Below are 18,675 nucleotides of genomic sequence, written 5' to 3' on the forward strand. Positions count from 1 at the left end.
TCGAAGACGGGCACTTGAGCAACCCTAGCGAGGTTTCCCGCCCCGCTTTTCCCGCACCCGCACGTTTATCCGGATCGGGCTGCCCTCGAATCCGAAAGTCTCACGTAAACGGCGTTCGAGGAACCGCCGGTAGCCGGCCTCGAGAAAGCCTGTGGTGAACAACACAAACGTCGGCGGACGCGCTGTCGCCTGAGTGGCGAACAGAATCCGCGGTTGTTTACCGCCGCGCACCGGCGGCGGCGTCGACGCCACCACCTCTTTGAAGAAGGTGTTCAGCCGGCCGGTCGATATCCGGGCATCCCACGAGTGCAGCGCTCCCTCCAGCACCGGCACCAGCTTCTGCACCGCCCGGCCCGTCTTCGCGGAGATGTTCACCCGCTGGGCCCACTGCACCTGCGCCAACTCGCGATCGATCTCACGGTCGAGCTGATAGCGGCGGTCTTCGTCGACCAGGTCCCACTTGTTGAACGCCAGCACCAACGCCCGGCCCGCCTCGATCACCATCGTCAGCACGCGCTGGTCCTGTTCGGTCAACGGCTGCGAGGCATCGATCAGCACGATCACCACCTCGGCGGCATCGATCGCACCGCGGGTGCGCACCGACGCGTAGAACTCGTGTCCACTGGCCTGTCCGACCTTGCGTCGAAGACCCGCGGTGTCGACGAAGCGCCAGATCTTGCCGTCCAATTCGATCAGCGAGTCGACGGGGTCGACGGTCGTACCTGCCACGTCGTGCACCACCGAGCGCTCATCGCCGGACAGCCGGTTCAGCAGCGAGCTTTTGCCGACGTTCGGCTTGCCCACCAGTGCAACGCGTCTCGGGCCACCGCCGCCGCCTGCCACTTCCGACACCGACGGCAGCGCCTCGATCACGTGGTCCAGCAGATCGGCCACTCCGCGGCCGTGGATGGCGCTGACCGGGTGTGGCTCCCCCAGCCCCAATGACCACAACCCGGCGGCATCGGCCTCGCCGCGCTCGCTGTCAACCTTGTTCGCGGCGAGGAACACCGGCTTCCCGGACCGCTGCAACAACCGCGCCGCCGCCTCGTCGGCAGTCGTCGCGCCCACCACGGAGTCGACGACGAAGATGATCGCGTCCGCGGTGCGCATCGCCACCGACGCCTGTTCGGCCACCAGCTGTTGCAGGCCCTTCGCGTCCGGCTCCCAGCCGCCGGTGTCCTGGACGACGAACCGCTGTCCCGACCACAGCGCGTCATACGACACCCGATCGCGGGTTACGCCCGGCACGTCCTGCACCACCGCCTCGCGGCGCCCGAGAATTCGGTTCACCAGCGTCGACTTACCGACGTTGGGCCGGCCGACCACGGCCACCACCGGCGGCGGCGCGGCGGCCTGCTCGATCGCCTCGGCGACATCCTCCGCACCGAGTTCCCAGTCGCTTTCGTCGGCCCACGTGCCGTCACTCATCGCGATGCTCCAGCACGCTGCGTGACGAGTTCGAGCAGATGCCCGATCACCTCGGACTCGGTCATGTCGCTGGTGTCGACCACCAGCGCGTCGTCGGCCGCCCGCAACGGCGACACCGCTCGCGTCGAGTCCAGATGGTCACGTCGCTTCACATCCGCCAGCACGGCCTCGTAGTCGTCGCGCAGCCCGCCGGCGACATTCTGGTCGTTTCGTCGCCGCGCCCGCTCCTCGGCGGAGGCGGTCAGGAAAATCTTCACGTCCGCGTCGGGCAGCACCACGGTGCCGATGTCACGGCCCTCGACGACGATGTTGCCGGGTCCCGATGCCAACTCACGCTGCAGCTTCACCAGTCGCGTTCGCACCGCGGGAACCGCGGACACCGCCGATACCGCCTTGGTGACCTCGTCGCCACGGATCTCGGTCGAGACATCCTCCCCGGCAAGGTAGGAGCGATCCTCGTCGGGGTCATACCCGACTGCCAGCTGCACACCGGCCGCTGCCTCGGCGATCGCACGGGGATCGGAGAGCTCGATTCCCGAACGCAGCACCGCCAGCGTCACGATCCGGTACATCGCCCCGGTGTCGAGATATCGTGCATCGAGCGTGCGAGCCAAACCCCTTGATACGGAGGACTTTCCGGTTCCAGCCGGGCCGTCGACGGCGATCGTCAGAGAAGAACTCACAGGCCTACCGCCTTGTACAACTCACCGAGCTCCTTTTGGCTCAGCACCCGAATACTGCCGGGGCGTTGATCGCCCAGGGTGACCCCTCCGATGTCGGTCCGCACCAGCTCCTGCACCGGGAACCCGACCGCCGCGAGCATGCGCCGGACGATTCGCTTGCGGCCCTCGTGCAGGGTGACCCGCACCAAAGACTTGCCGGGAAGCGTGTCGACCACCGCGAAATCATCCACGTGCACCGGGCCGTCGTCCAATTCGATCCCGTCGCGCAGCTTGCGGCCCAGACCCTTCGGGACCTTGCCGACGACCGTCGCGAGGTACGTCTTGGGCACCTCGAACGACGGATGCATCAACCGGTGCGCCAATTCGCCGTCGTTGGTGAGCAGCATCAGCCCTTCGGTGTCCGCGTCGAGGCGGCCGACGTGAAACAACTTCTTGTTGCCGCGGACCCGGTGCTCCACCAGATCGCCGACACAGGGCCGTCCGCGATCGTCCGACATCGTCGAGTGCATCCCGCGCGGCTTGTTGATCGCCAGGTGCACCAGCGTGTCGTCGACAGTGACGCGGGCACCGTCGACGCGGATCACCGACACATCGGGGTCGACGCGAGTCCCCAGTTCGGTGATGATGCGATCATCGACCGAGACGCGACCGTCGATGATCATCTTCTCCGCGACTCTGCGCGATGCAATTCCGGCCTGCGACAACACTTTCTGCAGACGCACGCCCTCCGACTCGGTCATCTCACTGATCCACGTCGAATGACATCGGCGCCTCGGCCGCCCGCGCACCGCTGAGCTTCATGAAACGCGGTTCATCAGCCAGGGTTTCGCTCAGGTCGTCAATGACGTCGACGTCGGGCAGCAGCGGGGCGATGTCCGGCAGATCCGTCAGCGATGTCAGGCCGAGCCGCTCGAGGAACAACTCGGTCGTCGCGAACGTCACCGCGCCGGAGTCGGCATCGGTGCCCGCCTCGGTGATCAGTCCGCGCGCCAGCAGCGTCCGCATCACCGCGTCGACGTTGACCCCCCGCACCGCGCTCACCCGTGCCCGGGTCACCGGCTGCCGGTAGGCGACCACCGCCAGCGTCTCCAGTGCGGCACGGGTCAGCTTCGAGCGGGCGCCGTCGAGCAGCAGCCGCTCCACGTATGGCGCGAACCGCGCCCGGGTGTACATCCGCCAGCCACCGCCCGCTTCGCGGAGGTCGATGCCGCTGTCCCGGGCGGCCAATTCCCCCGCCATCAGCTGCAGCTTGGCCGTCACCCGGTAGGCCGGCTGGCCGGTCGCGGCGGCCAGCTGATCCACGGTGACCGGGGTGTCCACCACCAGCAGCAGCGCCTCGAGTACCCCGCCGAGCTCGGAATCCTCCAGCTCCGGCGCAGTCGCCACCTCGATGCCCAGGTCAAGATCGGTCCGAAGATCGATCGGATTGTCGGTCGACGTGTCGTCAGTCATCAGCGTCTTCTTCCACCGCCTCGTCGGTTGCCAGGTGTTCGCTGGTCGGCCGTTCGCCGGTCCACGAAATCTGGAGCACACCAAGCGGTTCTGATTGGTCGAATGCTACCGCCCTGGCCCGGTACAGCTCGAGCAGTGCCAGGAACCGGCCCACGATCTCGATCGGAGCTCCGCAGTCGGCCACCAATTCGGCAAACGACGCCCATCGCCCGATCCCGCGATTCTCCAGCAGCACCATCAGATTGCCGACCTGCTCGGGCACCGATACGACCACCTGGTGCAGGTGATCGGTGCCCACCGTCGGTACCGGTCGCGGTGTAAATGCGGTCGCGGCGATCTGCGCGAAGCTCTCGGCGTCGACGCCGAGCATGACCTCGGGCAGAAGGTCCTCATAGCGCTGTTCCAGCGCGACCGAACGTGGATAGCTGCGCAGCGCCGCGGCCTCCAACTCCGCGAACATCACCGCGACGTGCTTGAACGCCCGGTACTGCAGTAGCCGCGCGAACAGCAGGTCGCGCACCTCGAGCAGGGCCAGGTCCTCCTCGTCGTGAACCTCACCGGCCGGCAGCAACCGGGCGGCCTTGAGGTCCAGCAGCGTCGCCGCGACCACGAGGAACGCCGTCGTCTCGTCGAGTTCCAGCTGGCGGCCGATCGCCTTGGTGTAGGCGATGAAGTCGTCGGTGACCTGATGCAGCGCCACCTCGGTGACGTCGAGGCGGTGCGCGAAGATCAGCTGCAACAGCAGATCGAACGGACCCTCGAAGTTGTGCAGCTTGACCTGGAAACCCGTCTGCTGCGACTGGTCGGAGCTTGATGTGGCCCCATCGGCGGCTCCGACCTCGGTGATCGGATCGGTCACGCGCCGAACCGGTCGATGACCTCGCGTGCCAACGACCGATATGCCTCTGCGCCACCGGATTTCGGCGCCCACGTGGTGATCGGTTCACCGGCGACGCTGGTTTCGGGGAAACGCACCGTGCGGGTGATGACGGTGTCGAAGACCAAATCGCCGAACCGCTCGAGGACCCGGGCCATCACCTCGCGCGAATTGACCGTGCGGGGGTCGTATCGGGTGACGAGGATGCCGCTGATGGACAGCTTCGAGTTCAGCCGGTCGTGCACCTTCTCGACGGTATCGGTCAGCAGCGCCAGCCCCCGCAGCGAGAAGTACTCGCATTCGGTCGGGATGATCACGCCGTCACTGCACGCCAGTCCGTTCACCGTGAGCAGGCCCAGCGACGGCTGGCAGTCGATCAGCACGTAGTCGTAGCGATCCAGCACCGGATACAGCGAGCGCGCCAGGGACTGCTCGCGGCCCACCTCGTTGACGAGCTGGATCTCGGCGGCCGACAGGTCGATATTGCTCGGCACCAGGTCCAGTCCGGGGACGCGGGTGTGGATGAGCACCTCGTCGATCGACACCCGCGGCTCGACCAGCAGGTTGTGCACCGTGCGGTCGAGCTCGTAATGGGGAACGCCGAGTCCCGCGGACAGCGCTCCCTGCGGATCGAGGTCGACAAGCAGCACCCGGCGGCCGTACTCGGCCAGGCTGGCTCCCAGGTTGATGGTCGACGTGGTCTTGCCCACACCGCCCTTCTGGTTGCACATCGCGACGACCTTGGCCGGACCGTGCACTGTTCTCGGCGTGGGCTCGGGAATGGCCCGCGGTGGGCGCCCGGTCAAGCCGACCTCGGCGACGTCTGCCCCGTCGTCGGTCATGCCCGACCGTCGCTGGCCGGATAACCCACAGACAAGGCGAACATCCGGGCAAGTTTAACGGGGCGGGCCAGCCTGGTCAGGCAGACCCGCGGGCAACGTGCAGCCCAATCGACCTGGGCCGTCCGCCTACGCTGACAGCCATGAGCGTGACGCAGCGGTTGCCGTTCCTGCGATGGTCGGTCCTGCGCTTGGCCCTGGGCCTGCCCCGGTTCCTCAAGACCGGCCAGGTCGGCGACGGCCGTGAAGCGGCGTGTGCGGCCTACGTGGAGGCCAGTGCGCGCCGGGGCGACCTCGACGACGTGTTGGCGACCGTCGACAGATTCGCCCGCGAAAAGTCGATGCTGGTCAACGTCGGCGACGAGAAGGGTGAGCTGCTCGACGCCGCCGTGCGCCGCGCGAATCCTGGCTTGGTACTGGAGCTGGGCACCTACTGCGGGTACAGCGCGATGCGAATCGCACGCGCCGCGCCGACCGCCAGCGTGGTCTCCGTTGAGTTTTCGGCCGCCAATGCCGCAGTGGCACAGCGCATCTGGACGCATGCCGGCGTCGAGGACCGCATCAGGTGTGTGGTGGGCACTATCGGCGACGGCGGCAAGACGCTCTCGGCGCTGACCGATCAGCACGGCTTTGCCGACGGCAAGCTCGACCTGCTGTTCATCGACCACGACAAGAACGCCTATTTGTCCGATCTGCAGAGCGTCCTGGAGAAGGGCTGGCTCCACCCGGGATCCATCGTCGTCGCCGACAACGTCCTGGTTCCGGGGTCGCCCAAGTATCGGGCGTACATGCGCGACCACCAGGGCACGTTGTGGCGCACCGTCGAGCACCGGACACGTGTCGAATACCAGTCCCTCTTGCCGGACCTGGTGCTCGAGTCCGACTACCTCGGCTAACCCGCTGCGACCTGGCGGGCGAGCCCACGCGACTGCCTGGCCACGTAGCCGATCTGCCCGGGACGCGTGAACAAACCGTGAAAGTACAACCCGTCGGCGGCCGGTGCCGGTGCCTTCGCAATCGGAGAGCCGTCGGGTCTGAGCACCCCGAGGTGTCCGACCAACGGCTCGAGGCCGGCCCGGTACCCCGTCGCGGCCACCACCGTGTCGACGGTGAGCCTGGTGCCGTCGGCGAGGATCGCCTGGTCGCCGGCGAACCCGGTGACCGCGGCCACCACCTCGATGGAGCCGTCTCTGACAGCGTCGATGACCTCGGGATCGACAATCGTCGGCGCCACGTGCAAGCGATGCGCGCGCGTGAACGGCCCCTCCGTCGGTATCGGCAGTCCGAACTCGCTGAGATCTCCGTAGATCTTGCGTCGCGCAGCGTTGGCTATCCGATCGGCCAGGCGGGGCGGCAAATGGTAAAGCGCGACCGCGAAGATGTCCCCCGGCTGCCCGCCGGGCCCCGTCCGCCGCAAGATGTTCGGCGGCGTTCGCACCGACAACCACACTTTGGCGGCATCACCGGTGGTCAGGTCGTGGGCGATTTCCATGCCCGACGCGCCCGTCCCGACGACGAGCACACGCAGGCCCTCGTACGGTTTCGCGTTGCGGTACTCCGAGGAGTGCAGCTTTTCGCCGGTGAAGCCGTCCAGCAAGTCAGGAACGAAGGGAGTGTGCAGGTAACCGGTCGCGACGATCACATTGCGGGCATCGATATCGCCGGTCGAGGTGGTCAGCCGCCAACCCCGCGAATGCGGATCGATCCGTTCGACGCTGGTGTGTAGGCGCAGATCGATGCCGTCCTCGTGCGCATGCCGATCGAGATGCTCGACGACCTGATCCCGAGTCGGGAAGACCGGCGTGCCTTTCGGGTATCGCCGGCCCGGTAGGTGGGAAAGCCGTCCACTGGTGTTCAGCCTGAGCCGGTCGTAGCGGCCGCGCCAGGATGCCGCCACGTCCGGCGCTCTGTCGATCAGGAGCGGCCGGACCCCGCGGTCCTTGATGCTCAGCGCTGCGGACACACCGGCCGGACCAGCCCCGACGATCACCACGTGTCGTTTGCTCATATCCCACTCCAACGACTCGATGCGCCGGATTGTTCATTTGCCGGTCAGCGTGCCCGCGGATGCGCCCCGGCCCAGACCTCGCGCAGCGCGTGAACGGTGACCATCGTGTAGATCTGCGTGGTCGTCACCGACGCATGGCCGAGCAGTTCCTGCACAACCCGCACGTCGGCGCCGCCGTCGAGTAGATGGGTGGCAAAGGAATGTCGCAGCACGTGCGGTGAGACCGCCGCCTTGATTCCCGCCCGCTCGGCCGCGTCCTGCAGCACCTGCCAGGCGCTCTGGCGCGAGAGCCGACCGCCGCGCGCGTTGAGGAAGATCCCCGGGGTCCCCCTGCCCCGCCGGGCCAGGTCCGGGCGTCCGCGCACCAGATAGGCATCAAGGGCGGTGACTGCGGGCCGGCCGATGGGGACCAGTCGCTGCTTGCCGCCCTTGCCGCGCAACAACACCGACCGCGCATGCGTGTCGATGTCGTCGATGTCGAGTCCGACCGCTTCGGAGATTCGCGCACCCGTGGAATACAGCAGTTCCAACAGCGCCCGGTTGCGCAGCGTCAACGGGCCGTCGGCCTCACTGTCCCCGCCCGCCCCATCGAGCAGCGCCAGCACCTCGTCGATGGTCAGGCTCTTGGGCAGCCGGCGGCTCGGTGTCGGCGGTTTCACCGCCCGCGCCACGTCCAGCTCGGTGAGTCCCTCGGCCGTGGCGAAGCGGTGCAGGCCGCGCACGGCGATGAGCGCGCGGGCGGCGGACACCGCCGACAGCGGGGTCGTGCCGCTGTCGGGGTCGCCGCGGCGCAGCGACACCAGGAAGTCGCTTACGTCGGTTTCGGACACCTTCGACAGTTCGTCGACGCCGCGCTGTGTCAGGTGCTCGCCGTAGCGGCGCAGGTCCCGGCGATACGAGCTCAGCGTGTTGGCGGCCACTCCACGCTCGATGCTCAGGTGGTCGAGATAACCCTGGAGCTGATCTTCGAGCGCCGACGTGATTGCCGTCATCAATGGCCCTTCCGCTGCGCGAAGTCGCTCGGCCGGTCGAGCCACGGAGCGCCGACGGGCCGCAGCGCGGTGGGATCATCCACAGTTTGGGCGGCCAGAATCCCGCTGACGGCAATGGCGTTGACGATCTCGCCCCGAAGCACCATCTGGACCGCCTCGTCCAATCTGACCCACCGCAACGTGAGGTCGGCTTCCTCGTCGTGCGCCTCGGGTCTGTCGACTTCGCTCAGGCCGGTCGCCAGGTAAACCCGAACGCTCTCGTCGCTGAAGCCCGGAGCGGAGACGAGGTCGACGAGGGTGCGCCACTCCGTTGCGGCGAGACCGGCCTCCTCCTCGAGTTCGCGGGCGGCGGTGAGGTGGGGTGCCTCGCCGCCGAGGTCGAGCAGCCCGGCTGGTAGCTCCCACAGCCGCCGGCCGACGGGGTGACGGTACTGATAGACCAGCGCGATGTTCTTGTTGTCGTCCATCGCCACGATGGCCACCGCGCCGTAATGCTCGACGACCTCGCGGCGCGCAGTGTTGCCGCCAGGCATGCGCACGTCGTCGGCGCGTAACGCGAAAATGTTTCCGATGTAGAGAGTTTCGGAGTTGACCGTCTTGAAATTGTGTTCAGCCACGGGTTGCGGGCTCTTGCAGCAGTTGCCCGACAGCCCCTCGTTCACGGTCGGGGTGCTCGGCTCCGTTCGCATGTTCGGGTATGTCCATACCAGGCAGGCGCTCCGCTGCCTTATAGCCAAGCGCCGCGCCGATGAATGCGACGAACAGCGGATGCGGCCGGGTCGGCCGGCTCTTCAGTTCCGGGTGGGCCTGTGTGCCGACGATGAACGGGTGCGTCTCGGCGGAGTACTCCACGAACTCGACCAGATGGCCGTCGGGAGACGTGCCGGAGAACCGCAATCCGCTCTTCGCAATCCGCTCGCGGTAGGAATTGTTGACCTCGTAGCGGTGGCGGTGCCGCTCGGACACCTCGGTCGCCTGATACGCCTGCGCCACAATCGAACCCGCGTCCAGCCGGGCCGGGTACGCGCCGAGGCGCATGGTGCCGCCCAGATCGGCCTCACCGGCGACGGCCTCACGCTGATCGGCCATCGTCGAGATGACGGGGTCAGGTGTCGAGGGGTCGAATTCCGCGGAGTTGGCCTCGGTGAGACCGACAGACCGCGCCGCCTCGATCACGATGCACTGCAGGCCGAGGCACAGCCCGAGGACGGGCAGCCCGCGCTTGCGGGCATATGAGATGGCGCCGATCTTGCCCTCGATGCCGCGAATGCCGAAGCCGCCGGGGATCAGGACGCCCTGCACGTCGCCCAGTGCGGCGGCGGCCCCGCTCTCGGTCTCGCAGTCATCGGAGGCCACCCACCGCATCTCGACCTTTGCGCGGTGTTTGAATCCTCCCGCCCGCAGCGCCTCGGCCACGGACAGATACGCATCGGAGAGATCGATGTACTTACCCACCAGAGCGATCCGAACGGTCTCATGGGGTTCGTGGACGCGTTGGAGAAGGTCGTTCCACTGTGTCCAGTCCACATCGCGGAACGGCAGGCTCAGGCGGCGCACCACGTAGGCGTCGAGTTCCTCACGGTGCAACACCTTCGGGATGTCGTAGATCGACGGCGCATCCGGCGTGGAAATCACCCCGTCGATGTCGACGTCGCACATCAGCGCGATCTTGTTCTTCAGCGGTTCGGGCACATCGCGGTCGCAGCGCAGGATCAGCGCGTCCGGAGTGATACCGATGCTGCGTAATGCTGCCACCGAGTGCTGGGTCGGTTTGGTCTTCAGCTCCCCCGACGGCGCCATGAACGGCACCAGCGAGCAGTGCAGGAAGAAGCAGTTCTCCCGGCTGACCTCGTGGCGAACCTGGCGGGCCGCCTCGAGGAACGGCAGCGACTCGATGTCACCGACAGTGCCGCCGATCTCGGTGATCACCACGTCGGGACGGTTGCCGTCGGCGTCCGGCTCGGCCATGGCCAGGATCCGGCTCTTGATCTCATCGGTGATGTGCGGGATGACCTGGACGGTGTCGCCGAGATATTCGCCACGGCGCTCCTTGGCGATGACCGTCGAATAAACCTGTCCCGTCGTGACATTCGCCGACCCGGACAGATTGCGGTCGAGGAACCTCTCGTAGTGCCCGACGTCCAGATCCGTCTCGGCACCATCTTCGGTGACGAACACCTCGCCATGCTGGAACGGGTTCATCGTGCCGGGGTCGACGTTGAGGTAGGGGTCCAGCTTCTGCATCGTCACCTGCAGGCCCCGCGCGGTCAGCAATTGGCCCAGGCTTGACGCCGTGAGACCTTTGCCGAGCGAAGAGACCACGCCACCGGTGACGAAAATGTGCTTGGTGGCGGTTTGCGGGTGCTTGCGTAACGCTGGCAAGAGCAACCTCCGTGACGACGGGCAGGGCTTACTTTTCTAGGCTGAGTCCTAGCTCGGGGCCTGCCGACCCACGGAACCCCACCCTAACACCGACGCCGACAACCCGTCGCTGACACGCCACTGGTGGGCCCACTCGCGCGGGGAATTATTGCGGGATCGTCACCGATGTTGCGCCCTGGCCGACGCCGTACTGACCCGGCCGCCCGCCTTTGATCAGGTCGCTCAGCGCAAGTACGGCCGTGATCCGCCCGGACTCGATGTCCGCGTCGTCCACGGTGGCGACCGCGGTGTTCATCGCGGCGTCCGATCTGGTCACGGCAACAGCCGCCGTCCCGGATGCCGAGCCGTCCCGGCCGGCGATCACTGTGCCGGAACCGTGCGGGCTCAGGCCCGATGCGAAGCGGGCGACAGAGCTGCCCTGATTTCCCGCGTCGTCGCCGAGTGCGCCGCCCGTGACGATCAGCGCCGAGTTGGCCGCCCCGACGTGCTGACTGCCGTATGTCACGAAGCCGGTGTCGCGCAGGGCCGCCAACACGGCATCGCGTTGCGCATCGTCGACCGCTTGAACCTTCGGATCCCGATTGATCAGCAGGGCGATCCCCAGCAGATCGCCTGCCTGCGAGCCCTGATCCACCGCCGTCGTGCTCAATTGCGCCCCTGCCGGCACGATCGGGGAGTTCACCACCGAGAGCAGCTTTTCCGCCGAGTTGGCGTCCACGAACTCCTGGGTCAACCCCACGGTCCCGGTGACCGTTCCACCGGCCTGTCCGACCAGTCGGGACAGCGCCTCGGCATCGTCGTCATCAGCGTCCGGGGTCCGGAACACCACCACCGACTTGCCCGCCAGCGCGTCATGCAGGATGCGCTGCGACATCTGAGAGTCGAATTGTCCTGCGGCGTTCAGCTTCTCGTTCAGCGCATTCTTGTCGTCGGTGAGCGTGTTGATCTGGTTCTGCAGTTCCTTCTTGTCGTCACGCAGACCGGACAGCAGCGTGTTCGACAGCAGGCCCGACCCGAGGGCCACACCGATGGCCAGGGCAAGGAACACCGAGGCGAGCGAAATCGCATGGGTACGTAGCGAAATCACAGGAGGGACCCCCTACGTCACCAATCCCTGAACCCAGAGAGAGAACTGGTTCCAATAGTCGACGATCCAGTCGATGACGGCCGCGTCGGCGCGCGACACCCACAGCGCGGCGATGACCGCGATCAGCATGGCCAGCACGAGAAGCGCGATCGCCCCACCGGACACCCGGCTGCGGTACAGCGTCGCAACCGCTCTGGCGTCCACCAGCTTCTCGCCGACCTTGAGACGCGTCAGGAACGTCGACGGGTTGCTGTGCTGCCGGGAGCGGTCGAAGAACTCCTCGATGCTGGCGGTATGACCGGCGGTGACGATCAGCGACGCGCCGTGGTGGTCACACAGCAGTAGCGCAAGATCCGCCGCCGAACCGGCGGCCGGGAACGTCATCGCCCCGACGCCAAGGTCCTGAATCCTCTCGAGCCCGGCGGCGTGCCCATCGGCGTCTGCCGGCAGCACCACCTGGGCGCCGCACCGCAGCGCCTCCGCGGTGATCTTGTCCGGGTCACCGACGATGAGCTGCGGGCGGTATCCCGCCTTGCGCAGCACGTCGGCGCCGGTCCCGACGCCGACAAGAACCGGCTGATACTCCTTGATGAAGGGCTTGAGTGCCTTCAGGTCAGTTGCGGCCTTGGGTTCCTCGGCGACGACCACCACATGGCGGCGGCTGAGGTCGACGTCGATGTCGGGGATGCCGATGCCGTCGATCAGCAGCGGGCTCTCGCTGCGGATGAACTCGATGGTGTTGCCGGCGAACGCCTCGAGGTGGGCGACCAGACCGCTCTTGGCCTCGTGCATCAGCTCGTGGATCTCGTGATCGGTGCGTTCGGTGCCGAGGATCAGCCGGCGATCCCCCGAATAGACGCCGCCTTCGTGCAGTCGCACCCTGGCGCCGTCCTTGACCTTCTTGAACACCTCGGGTCCGGTCTCGTCGATCAGCGTGACGCCGTTGGCGACGAGTACCTCGGGCCCGAGGTTGGGATAGCGACCGGAGATCGATGGCGACGCGTTGATCACCGCGGCGACGCCGGCTTCGACGAGCGCATCCGCGGTGATCCGGTCAAGGTCCAGCGCATCCAGCACGACGATGTCGCCGGCCCCCACACGTTGCAGCAGCCGATCGATGTCGCGGTCCACCCGGGCGGTGCCGGTGATGCCCGGCCGTGTGCTGGCATTGCGGGATAGCAGCGCTGACATCTTCATGGCCCGATTCTGTCCAGGACCGGCGGATAGCCGTTGGAGGCGCGCCGTAACACCAGCCTCAGAAGTTATCTACAGTCACACCTGTCACACCCTTGAGCAAGGGCTCATCAGGGGTCACGACGCCTCGTCGCGATCCTTCTGGGCCGCATCGAGCAGTTCGCGGGCGTGCGCCCGGCCGCTGTCGGATTCGCCGAGACCGGCCAGCATGCGGGCGAGTTCCGCGACGCGATCGTCATTGTCGAGGCGGCGCACTCCGCTGGACTTGTTCCGGCCGCCGCTGTCCACGACAAGGTGCGCATCGGCGTACGCCGCGACCTGCGGCAGGTGGGTGACGACGATGACCTGGTGGGTGCGGGCCAGCCGGGCCAGGCGCCGGCCGATCTGCACCGCCGCACGGCCGCCGACACCCGCATCCACCTCATCGAAGACCATCGTGGTGCCCTCGGCCGACGCGGCGAGGACCACCTCGAGCGCGAGCATCACCCGCGACAACTCGCCTCCCGACGCGCTCTTGTTCAGGGGAAGCACGTCGGTGCCGCGGTGCGCGGCGAAACCGAACTCGACGGCATCCACGCCGTCGTGTCCAGCGTGGACAGTAGTGCCGGACGGCAGCATCACCGGCGCAGAGTCATCTGCCTTGGCAGGCAACGGTGCCACCGAGACGGTGAACTCGGCATCGGCCATCGCCAGGCCCGACAGCTCGGCCGTGACGGCTTTCGCCAGCCCTTTGGCGGACTTGGTCCGGGTTTTCGTCAACTCGGCGGCGGCGGCGACGACCTGGGCTTCCAGTTCGAGGACCTGGCGCTCCAGTCCGGCCAGGGCTTCCTCCGAGACGTCGAGCTGGTCGAGGCGTTCGCGCGACTCACGCGCCCACGCGAGCACACCGTCGATATCCGCCGCGTACTTGCGCGTGAGGCTGCGCAGCTCGCCCTGCCGCGCCAGTTTCGTCTCCAATGTGCTTGCATCACTGGGCAATTCGGCAAGAAAATGGCCGAGTTCGGCGGCGACGTCGGCGATCACCGCCATCGCAGCGCCGAGCTGCTCGGCCAGCGCCCGCAGCGCGGTATCGTCGGTCGCCTCCAGTGCGGACTTGGCGTGTCCGATATCGCTTGCCGCTGAGGAGGACTCCGGAGCCACATCGTCGGCACCGGACAGCGCGACCCGTGCGCTCTGGGCCGCTTCCCGCAGTGCGTCGAGTTCGGAGAGCCGGCGAATGTCATCAACCAGCGCCTCGTCCTCCCCCGGGTCCGGTGCAACGGTGTCGATTTCCTTCAACCCGAACTTGAGCCGGTCGGCCTCCAACGCGAGTTCGCGGGCCCTGTGCCTGCGATCGATCAGGTCACGACGTGCGGTGAGCCATTGGTCGCGCACGGTGCGGTACCGCTTGAGTTTGAGTTCGACGTCGGCGAAGCGATCCAGGGCACCACGCTGCTCGTCCGGACGCATGAGCCGAAGCTGGTCGTTCTGACCGTGCAACGTGAGCAGTTCGGTGGTGAAGCTGCTCAACGACTTCGCCGGAACGCTGCGTCCGCCCAGATAGGCGCGGGAAGGGCCGTCCCGGCTCACCGACCGGGCCGCGATGACGCTGCCGTCGTCGTCGCGCTCCGCACCCGAGGAATCGAGGATCTCATCGACGTGCGCAATGACCCCACCGCCGAGTTCGCCTGTGCTGAAGCGGCCTTCGACCACCGCGCGGCCGGCGCCCGAGCGCACCCGGGTCGCGTCTGCCCGGGCGCCGCCGAGCAGATGCAGGCCGGTGACGACCATGGTCTTGCCGGTGCCCGTCTCACCGGTGAGCACGGTCAGACCGCGGTCGAACTCTGCGGTCGCGGTGCTGATCGCCCCCAGCGATTCGATGCGGATCTCGGCTAGCACTACTGCCCGCGCCACCCGGTGACCGGCAACCGGAACTTGCGTACCAGTCGATCGGTGAACGGTGCGCTGTCCAGCCGCACCCATTTCAACGGCGTACCGCAGCGGGTCACCTCCAGCCGGCCACCGGCGGGCAGGAGCATTTCGCGGCGGCCGTCGCAGAACACCAGGGCATCATGACCGTCGGCCTCGATCTCGATCGCGATCGCGGCATCCGGACTGGTGACCATCGGCCGGGCGAACAGCGCGTGCGCATTGTTGGGCACCACAATGATCGCCTCCAGATCCGGCCAGAGCACGGGTCCACCGGCGGAGAAGGCGTACGCGGTCGATCCGGTGGGGCTGGAAACCAGTACGCCGTCGCAGCCGAAGGCAGACACCGGCCGTCCGTCGACCTCGACGACCACGCCGAGCACTCCCAGCCGCGGGCCCTTCTCCAGGCTGGCCTCGTTGAGGGCCCAGCCGCGCTCCACTACCCGGCCTTCGGCGCGGATCACCACGTCGAGCGTCATCCGATCCTCGACGCGGTATTCGCGCTGGATGACGTGGTCGAGCACCGAGTCGATCGAATCCGCCTCGGCCTCCGCGAGGAAACCGATACGGCCGAGATTGACGCCCAGCACCGGGATTTCGACATTGCGCGCCAGCTCGGCGGCCCGCAGGAACGTGCCGTCTCCACCGAGGACGAGGACCAGCTCACAGCCCTCGGCGGCCCGCTCGTCGGCGTCCACCACCTCGATCTCCACGCCGAGCGCGCGCATATCGTCGGGCGCCAGGTGCACCGGCCCCCGGTCGACGGCTTCTGCGGTGAGCGCTCGTAGTGCAATACCGTTGTCGCCCAGCACCTTCTCGACTCTGCGGGCGACTTCGGTCGCCTCCTCACGGCCGGTGTGCACCACCAGAAGTATGGTGCGTTCGCACGTCATTGCGGCCCCTCCGCGATGGTCTGGCGCACGGCGTGCTCGAGCCGCTCACCCTGTAACGGGTCATCGGTGCGGGCACGCAGGCGCAGGAAGTATTCGACATTGCCAGACGGCCCTGGGAGTGGGCTGGCGGCAACACCGACGGGATACCACCGCAACTCGGCAGCCCGGCGGGCGACCGACAGCACGGCGTCAACACGCAACTCCGGGTCTGAGACGACTCCGCCCGGTCCCACTCGATCCTTACCGACCTCGAACTGCGGCTTCACCATGGGAACAATATCCGCGTCGGCCGACGAGCAGGCAGTCAGCGCGGGCAGAACCGTCGCCAGGGAGATGAACGACAGGTCGGCCACCACAAGATCGACCGGACCGCCGACGGCGTCGGCGGTCAGTGACCGGACGTTGGTGCGCTCCAACACCGTGACCCGCGGGTCGGTACGCAGCGGCCAGGCCAGCTGCCCATAGCCCACATCGACCGCCACGACTTGACGGGCGCCGCGGTCGAGCAGGACTTCGGTGAAACCGCCTGTCGAGGCGCCGGCGTCCAGGCATCGTCGGTCCTCGACACCGAGCCGGAAGGCATCCAGCGCACCGATCAGCTTGTGCGCACCACGTGAAACCCAGCTGCGTTCATCGGCGCCCTCCACGGTCAGGGTGGCGTTCGCCGCTATCGCGGTTGCGGGTTTCGCCGCGGGCATCCCGTCAATGCTGACCCGACCCGCGCCGATGAGCTCGGCGGCCTGCTGACGTGACCGGGCAAGTCCGCGCCGTACGAGCTCGGCGTCGACACGAGCACGCCGCGTCACCGGCGGTCAGCCCTTCTCGACCGATTCCAGCGCGTGCACCAGCAGTTCGTGCGCCTCCTCGAGCCGCGCCGCAATTGTGTCGATGTCGGAGTCGGCAAGGTTCGCGAAGTCGAAACCCTCCTGAGCGGGGTCGGGCACATCGGCCAACAGCTCTGCGATCTGGCCGCGTATCTGGTCGGGGTCGGTACTCATGTCGGTGTTCACGCTAGCCGATTCGGCGGTGCGAGCAGGGACCAGACGTCCATGGCCTGTCGCGCGGTGTCGTCGCCCGCCGTCAGCGTGGCCGGCCCACCGTCGAGGTCCGCATTCCACACCGCGCTGGCGGCCGCGCGGACCACCGACAGCGCGTTTCCCGCATCCTGGCCCGTTGACGTCACCGTCACCCCCGACGACCCCACCTCGACGTGCCACGCCGGATGCGGCCCGACACGGAGATCTTCCGCGGCGTCGTACAACGAGCGCAGGTCGGCGCCGATGTAGTCGGGCCGTGATCCGGCGGCGGCGTGCACGGCGTCTGCGGCGGTGCTGACACCGCTCAGGACCAGCAGGCTGGGCAGGCCGACGGTGTTCGCACCGGCGATGTCGGTGTCGAGACGATCCCCGATGACGAGCGGCGTTCGGAAGTCGCCGCGCGCCAGAGCATCCGTCAGAAGCGCCGGCGCGGGCTTGCCCGCGACCTGCGGGTCACGCTCGGTCGCCGTACGCAGGGCCTCGACCATCGAGCCGTTTCCCGGCAGCAGACCACGCTCGGTGGGCAACGTCTTGTCGATGTTGGCCGCGACCCAGAGTGCGCCGCCACGGATGGCCAATGCCGCCTCCGCCAGATCCGTCCAGCCGGTCTGCGGTGAATGGCCCTGCACGACTGCGACCGGGCCTTCGGACCATTGCCGCACGGGTGTGAGGCCGACGCCGCTGACCTCGGCGGCCAGCGATTCGGTGCCCACGATGAGGACCGCATCGCCGGGTTCCAGTTGCTGTTGCAACAGCCGCGCCGCACTTTGGGCGCTCGTGACGATGTCGTCGGGTTTGGCCGTGAACCCCATGGCGCACAGGTGCTCTGCTACTTCTGCTGGAGCACGGGACGCATTGTTCGTCACGAACAATGCGCGAGACCGGATGTCGGCCAGCGTCTCGACGGCCCCGGCAGTGGCCTCATGCCCGCGGAAAACGGTGCCGTCGAGGTCGAGCAGTAAGCAATCGTGTTCTTGCGCAAGGTTACTCACTCAGGCCAACTCCGTTATCCGCTCTTCGGCGTCGGTGACGCCGTCGACGTCGGCGGCCGCGGCCTTGATGAACCATTGCAGCGCATCCTGATTGCGCCCGAGCACCAGAAGGGTCTCGGCGTAGGCGTAGAACAGCCGCGCCGCGGTCTGCCCCGTACGACTCGGGTCCAGCTTCGGTGTCGACAGGACCGCCAGAGCCTGTTCGTGCTGTCCCAGATCGGATCGGGCGCCGGCGACGACGATCCTGAGTTCGTCGGCATCATCACCGCTGAGTTGATCGGCCTCAGGGCTGCGGGCGAGCTCGATGGCGCGTTCGGGGCGCCCGACGCCACGCTCGCAGTCGGCGATCATGGGCAGCAGGGCTGATCTGCTGCCCATGCGCCGGGCCGCCCGCAGCTCGGCGAGGGCCTGGGCCCAATCGCCGCAGTGGTATGCCGCGATCCCGACCGCCTCGCGGACCGCAGCGATCCGCCCCGAGCGTGCCCGTGCCGCGCGGGCGTGCGCCAGCGCGGCCTCGGGGTCGTCGTCGAGCAATTCGCCGGCGGCGACGAGGTGCCGGGCCACGGTATCGGCGGTTGCGCGGTCCAAAGTCGTGAGCTCACCCCGGATTTCGGGCGACAGCTGTTTGGCTTCGATCTCGGCCGGGATCGTCGGAGCGTCCCTGACAGCGGCGTCACCGTCGCGGTCGGGTGTGGGTTGGGCACGGCGTGCCCGGTTCGGGCCCGAGGACCGCGGTGCCGAGCGCTGGTCGCGGGGCCCCCGGCGTGGCGCGCCCGCGTTGGATCCGCGCCTGGGTCGGCGCTCCTCGCCACTGTCGCCCTGCCTGTCCTGCGCCACGTATGCCTTTCTACCCGATGACACGACAATTGAGTATTCGAAACAATTGGTCGCAAATAGAATCAC

The 18,675-nt window shown here is 67.5% G+C and carries 19 protein-coding genes; 1 reads left to right on the forward strand and 18 read right to left on the reverse strand.

All coding sequences use genetic code 11. The features are described 5' to 3' along the window. Window positions 1-24: 24 nt before the first annotated feature. Genes der through ACVWWN_RS24915 form a run of 6 tightly spaced genes read right to left on the reverse strand, consistent with a single transcriptional unit; the run spans window position 25 to window position 5,282 of the window. The gene (gene der, locus ACVWWN_RS24890) at window positions 25-1,428 is read right to left on the reverse strand and encodes a ribosome biogenesis GTPase Der (RefSeq protein WP_457146226.1); all 1,404 of its coding nucleotides are present in this window, start codon (window positions 1,426-1,428) and stop codon (window positions 25-27) included. After that, entirely contained in the window at window positions 1,425-2,111 is a 687-nt protein-coding gene (gene cmk / locus ACVWWN_RS24895) for a (d)CMP kinase (protein ID WP_457146227.1), read from the reverse strand. The genes der and cmk overlap by 4 nt, the downstream gene beginning before the upstream one ends. After that, window positions 2,108-2,851: a pseudouridine synthase gene (locus ACVWWN_RS24900; protein WP_457146228.1), complete on the reverse strand. Its 744-nt coding sequence runs from the start codon at window positions 2,849-2,851 to the stop codon at window positions 2,108-2,110. Before ACVWWN_RS24900 ends, cmk begins: the two co-directional genes overlap by 4 nt. 1 nt (window position 2,852) lies before the next feature. Continuing rightward, window positions 2,853-3,563 carry an SMC-Scp complex subunit ScpB gene (scpB, locus tag ACVWWN_RS24905; RefSeq protein ID WP_457146229.1) on the reverse strand — a complete coding sequence of 237 codons (711 nt, stop codon included), beginning with the start codon at window positions 3,561-3,563 and terminating at the stop codon, window positions 2,853-2,855. Next, entirely contained in the window at window positions 3,556-4,410 is an 855-nt protein-coding gene (locus ACVWWN_RS24910) for a segregation/condensation protein A (RefSeq protein WP_457149266.1), read from the reverse strand. The genes scpB and ACVWWN_RS24910 overlap by 8 nt, the downstream gene beginning before the upstream one ends. 8 nt (window positions 4,411-4,418) lie before the next feature. Next, window positions 4,419-5,282, reverse strand: coding sequence for a ParA family protein (locus ACVWWN_RS24915; RefSeq protein WP_457146230.1), 864 nt, complete (start codon window positions 5,280-5,282; stop codon window positions 4,419-4,421). Window positions 5,283-5,422: 140 nt separating this feature from the next. On the opposite strand from ACVWWN_RS24915, the gene ACVWWN_RS24920 reads away from it, so the two are divergent. After that, window positions 5,423-6,175 carry an O-methyltransferase gene (locus ACVWWN_RS24920; protein WP_457146231.1) on the forward strand — a complete coding sequence of 251 codons (753 nt, stop codon included), beginning with the start codon at window positions 5,423-5,425 and terminating at the stop codon, window positions 6,173-6,175. On the opposite strand, the gene ACVWWN_RS24925 is transcribed toward ACVWWN_RS24920, so the two are convergent. The 12 genes from ACVWWN_RS24925 to ACVWWN_RS24980 form a co-directional block, all read right to left on the reverse strand. Further along, window positions 6,172-7,287 (reverse strand): flavin-containing monooxygenase, encoded by a 1,116-nt coding sequence (locus ACVWWN_RS24925; RefSeq protein ID WP_457146232.1) that lies wholly within the window; start codon window positions 7,285-7,287, stop codon window positions 6,172-6,174. The genes ACVWWN_RS24920 and ACVWWN_RS24925 overlap by 4 nt on opposite strands. A 44-nt stretch (window positions 7,288-7,331) precedes the next feature. After that, window positions 7,332-8,279, reverse strand: coding sequence for a site-specific tyrosine recombinase XerD (xerD, locus tag ACVWWN_RS24930; RefSeq protein WP_457146233.1), 948 nt, complete (start codon window positions 8,277-8,279; stop codon window positions 7,332-7,334). Next, a complete protein-coding gene (locus ACVWWN_RS24935; RefSeq protein WP_457146234.1) occupies window positions 8,279-8,896 on the reverse strand; it encodes an NUDIX domain-containing protein in 618 nt (205 codons plus the stop codon). Before ACVWWN_RS24935 ends, xerD begins: the two co-directional genes overlap by 1 nt. Beyond that, on the reverse strand, window positions 8,889-10,661 hold the full coding sequence (locus tag ACVWWN_RS24940; protein WP_457146235.1) for a CTP synthase: 1,773 nt from the start codon (window positions 10,659-10,661) through the stop codon (window positions 8,889-8,891). The genes ACVWWN_RS24935 and ACVWWN_RS24940 overlap by 8 nt, the downstream gene beginning before the upstream one ends. Before the next feature lie 145 nt (window positions 10,662-10,806). After that, window positions 10,807-11,748, reverse strand: a complete 942-nt coding sequence (locus ACVWWN_RS24945; RefSeq protein WP_457146236.1) for a copper transporter — start codon at window positions 11,746-11,748, stop codon at window positions 10,807-10,809. 12 nt (window positions 11,749-11,760) lie between these two features. Continuing rightward, entirely contained in the window at window positions 11,761-12,945 is a 1,185-nt protein-coding gene (steA, locus tag ACVWWN_RS24950) for a putative cytokinetic ring protein SteA (RefSeq protein WP_457146237.1), read from the reverse strand. 114 nt (window positions 12,946-13,059) lie between these two features. Beyond that, the gene (recN, locus tag ACVWWN_RS24955) at window positions 13,060-14,820 is read right to left on the reverse strand and encodes a DNA repair protein RecN (protein WP_457149267.1); all 1,761 of its coding nucleotides are present in this window, start codon (window positions 14,818-14,820) and stop codon (window positions 13,060-13,062) included. After that, the gene (locus tag ACVWWN_RS24960) at window positions 14,820-15,743 is read right to left on the reverse strand and encodes an NAD kinase (RefSeq protein ID WP_457146238.1); all 924 of its coding nucleotides are present in this window, start codon (window positions 15,741-15,743) and stop codon (window positions 14,820-14,822) included. Before ACVWWN_RS24960 ends, recN begins: the two co-directional genes overlap by 1 nt. Further along, window positions 15,740-16,549: a TlyA family RNA methyltransferase gene (locus tag ACVWWN_RS24965; protein ID WP_457146239.1), complete on the reverse strand. Its 810-nt coding sequence runs from the start codon at window positions 16,547-16,549 to the stop codon at window positions 15,740-15,742. Before ACVWWN_RS24965 ends, ACVWWN_RS24960 begins: the two co-directional genes overlap by 4 nt. Before the next feature lie 6 nt (window positions 16,550-16,555). Beyond that, window positions 16,556-16,741, reverse strand: coding sequence for a hypothetical protein (locus ACVWWN_RS24970; protein ID WP_457146240.1), 186 nt, complete (start codon window positions 16,739-16,741; stop codon window positions 16,556-16,558). An 8-nt stretch (window positions 16,742-16,749) separates the two neighbouring features. Further along, window positions 16,750-17,772 carry an HAD-IIA family hydrolase gene (locus tag ACVWWN_RS24975; protein ID WP_457146241.1) on the reverse strand — a complete coding sequence of 341 codons (1,023 nt, stop codon included), beginning with the start codon at window positions 17,770-17,772 and terminating at the stop codon, window positions 16,750-16,752. Continuing rightward, window positions 17,773-18,609, reverse strand: coding sequence for a tetratricopeptide repeat protein (locus tag ACVWWN_RS24980; protein ID WP_457146242.1), 837 nt, complete (start codon window positions 18,607-18,609; stop codon window positions 17,773-17,775). Between the last annotated feature and the right edge of the window lie 66 nt (window positions 18,610-18,675).

Source organism: Mycobacterium sp. URHB0021, assembly GCF_054057895.1.

What these genes read in the sequence shown, in the direction of transcription:
- der (WP_457146226.1), bottom strand. Translation starts at nt 1,428, where the DNA reads ATGAGTGACGGCACGTGGGCCGACGAAAGCGACTGGGAACTCGGTGCG.
- ACVWWN_RS24900 (WP_457146228.1), bottom strand. Translation starts at nt 2,851, where the DNA reads ATGACCGAGTCGGAGGGCGTGCGTCTGCAGAAAGTGTTGTCGCAGGCC.
- scpB (WP_457146229.1), bottom strand. Translation starts at nt 3,563, where the DNA reads ATGACTGACGACACGTCGACCGACAATCCGATCGATCTTCGGACCGAT.
- ACVWWN_RS24915 (WP_457146230.1), bottom strand. Translation starts at nt 5,282, where the DNA reads ATGACCGACGACGGGGCAGACGTCGCCGAGGTCGGCTTGACCGGGCGC.
- ACVWWN_RS24920 (WP_457146231.1), top strand. Translation starts at nt 5,423, where the DNA reads ATGAGCGTGACGCAGCGGTTGCCGTTCCTGCGATGGTCGGTCCTGCGC.
- ACVWWN_RS24925 (WP_457146232.1), bottom strand. Translation starts at nt 7,287, where the DNA reads ATGAGCAAACGACACGTGGTGATCGTCGGGGCTGGTCCGGCCGGTGTG.
- xerD (WP_457146233.1), bottom strand. Translation starts at nt 8,279, where the DNA reads ATGACGGCAATCACGTCGGCGCTCGAAGATCAGCTCCAGGGTTATCTC.
- steA (WP_457146237.1), bottom strand. Translation starts at nt 12,945, where the DNA reads ATGAAGATGTCAGCGCTGCTATCCCGCAATGCCAGCACACGGCCGGGC.
- ACVWWN_RS24960 (WP_457146238.1), bottom strand. Translation starts at nt 15,743, where the DNA reads ATGACGTGCGAACGCACCATACTTCTGGTGGTGCACACCGGCCGTGAG.
- ACVWWN_RS24970 (WP_457146240.1), bottom strand. Translation starts at nt 16,741, where the DNA reads ATGAGTACCGACCCCGACCAGATACGCGGCCAGATCGCAGAGCTGTTG.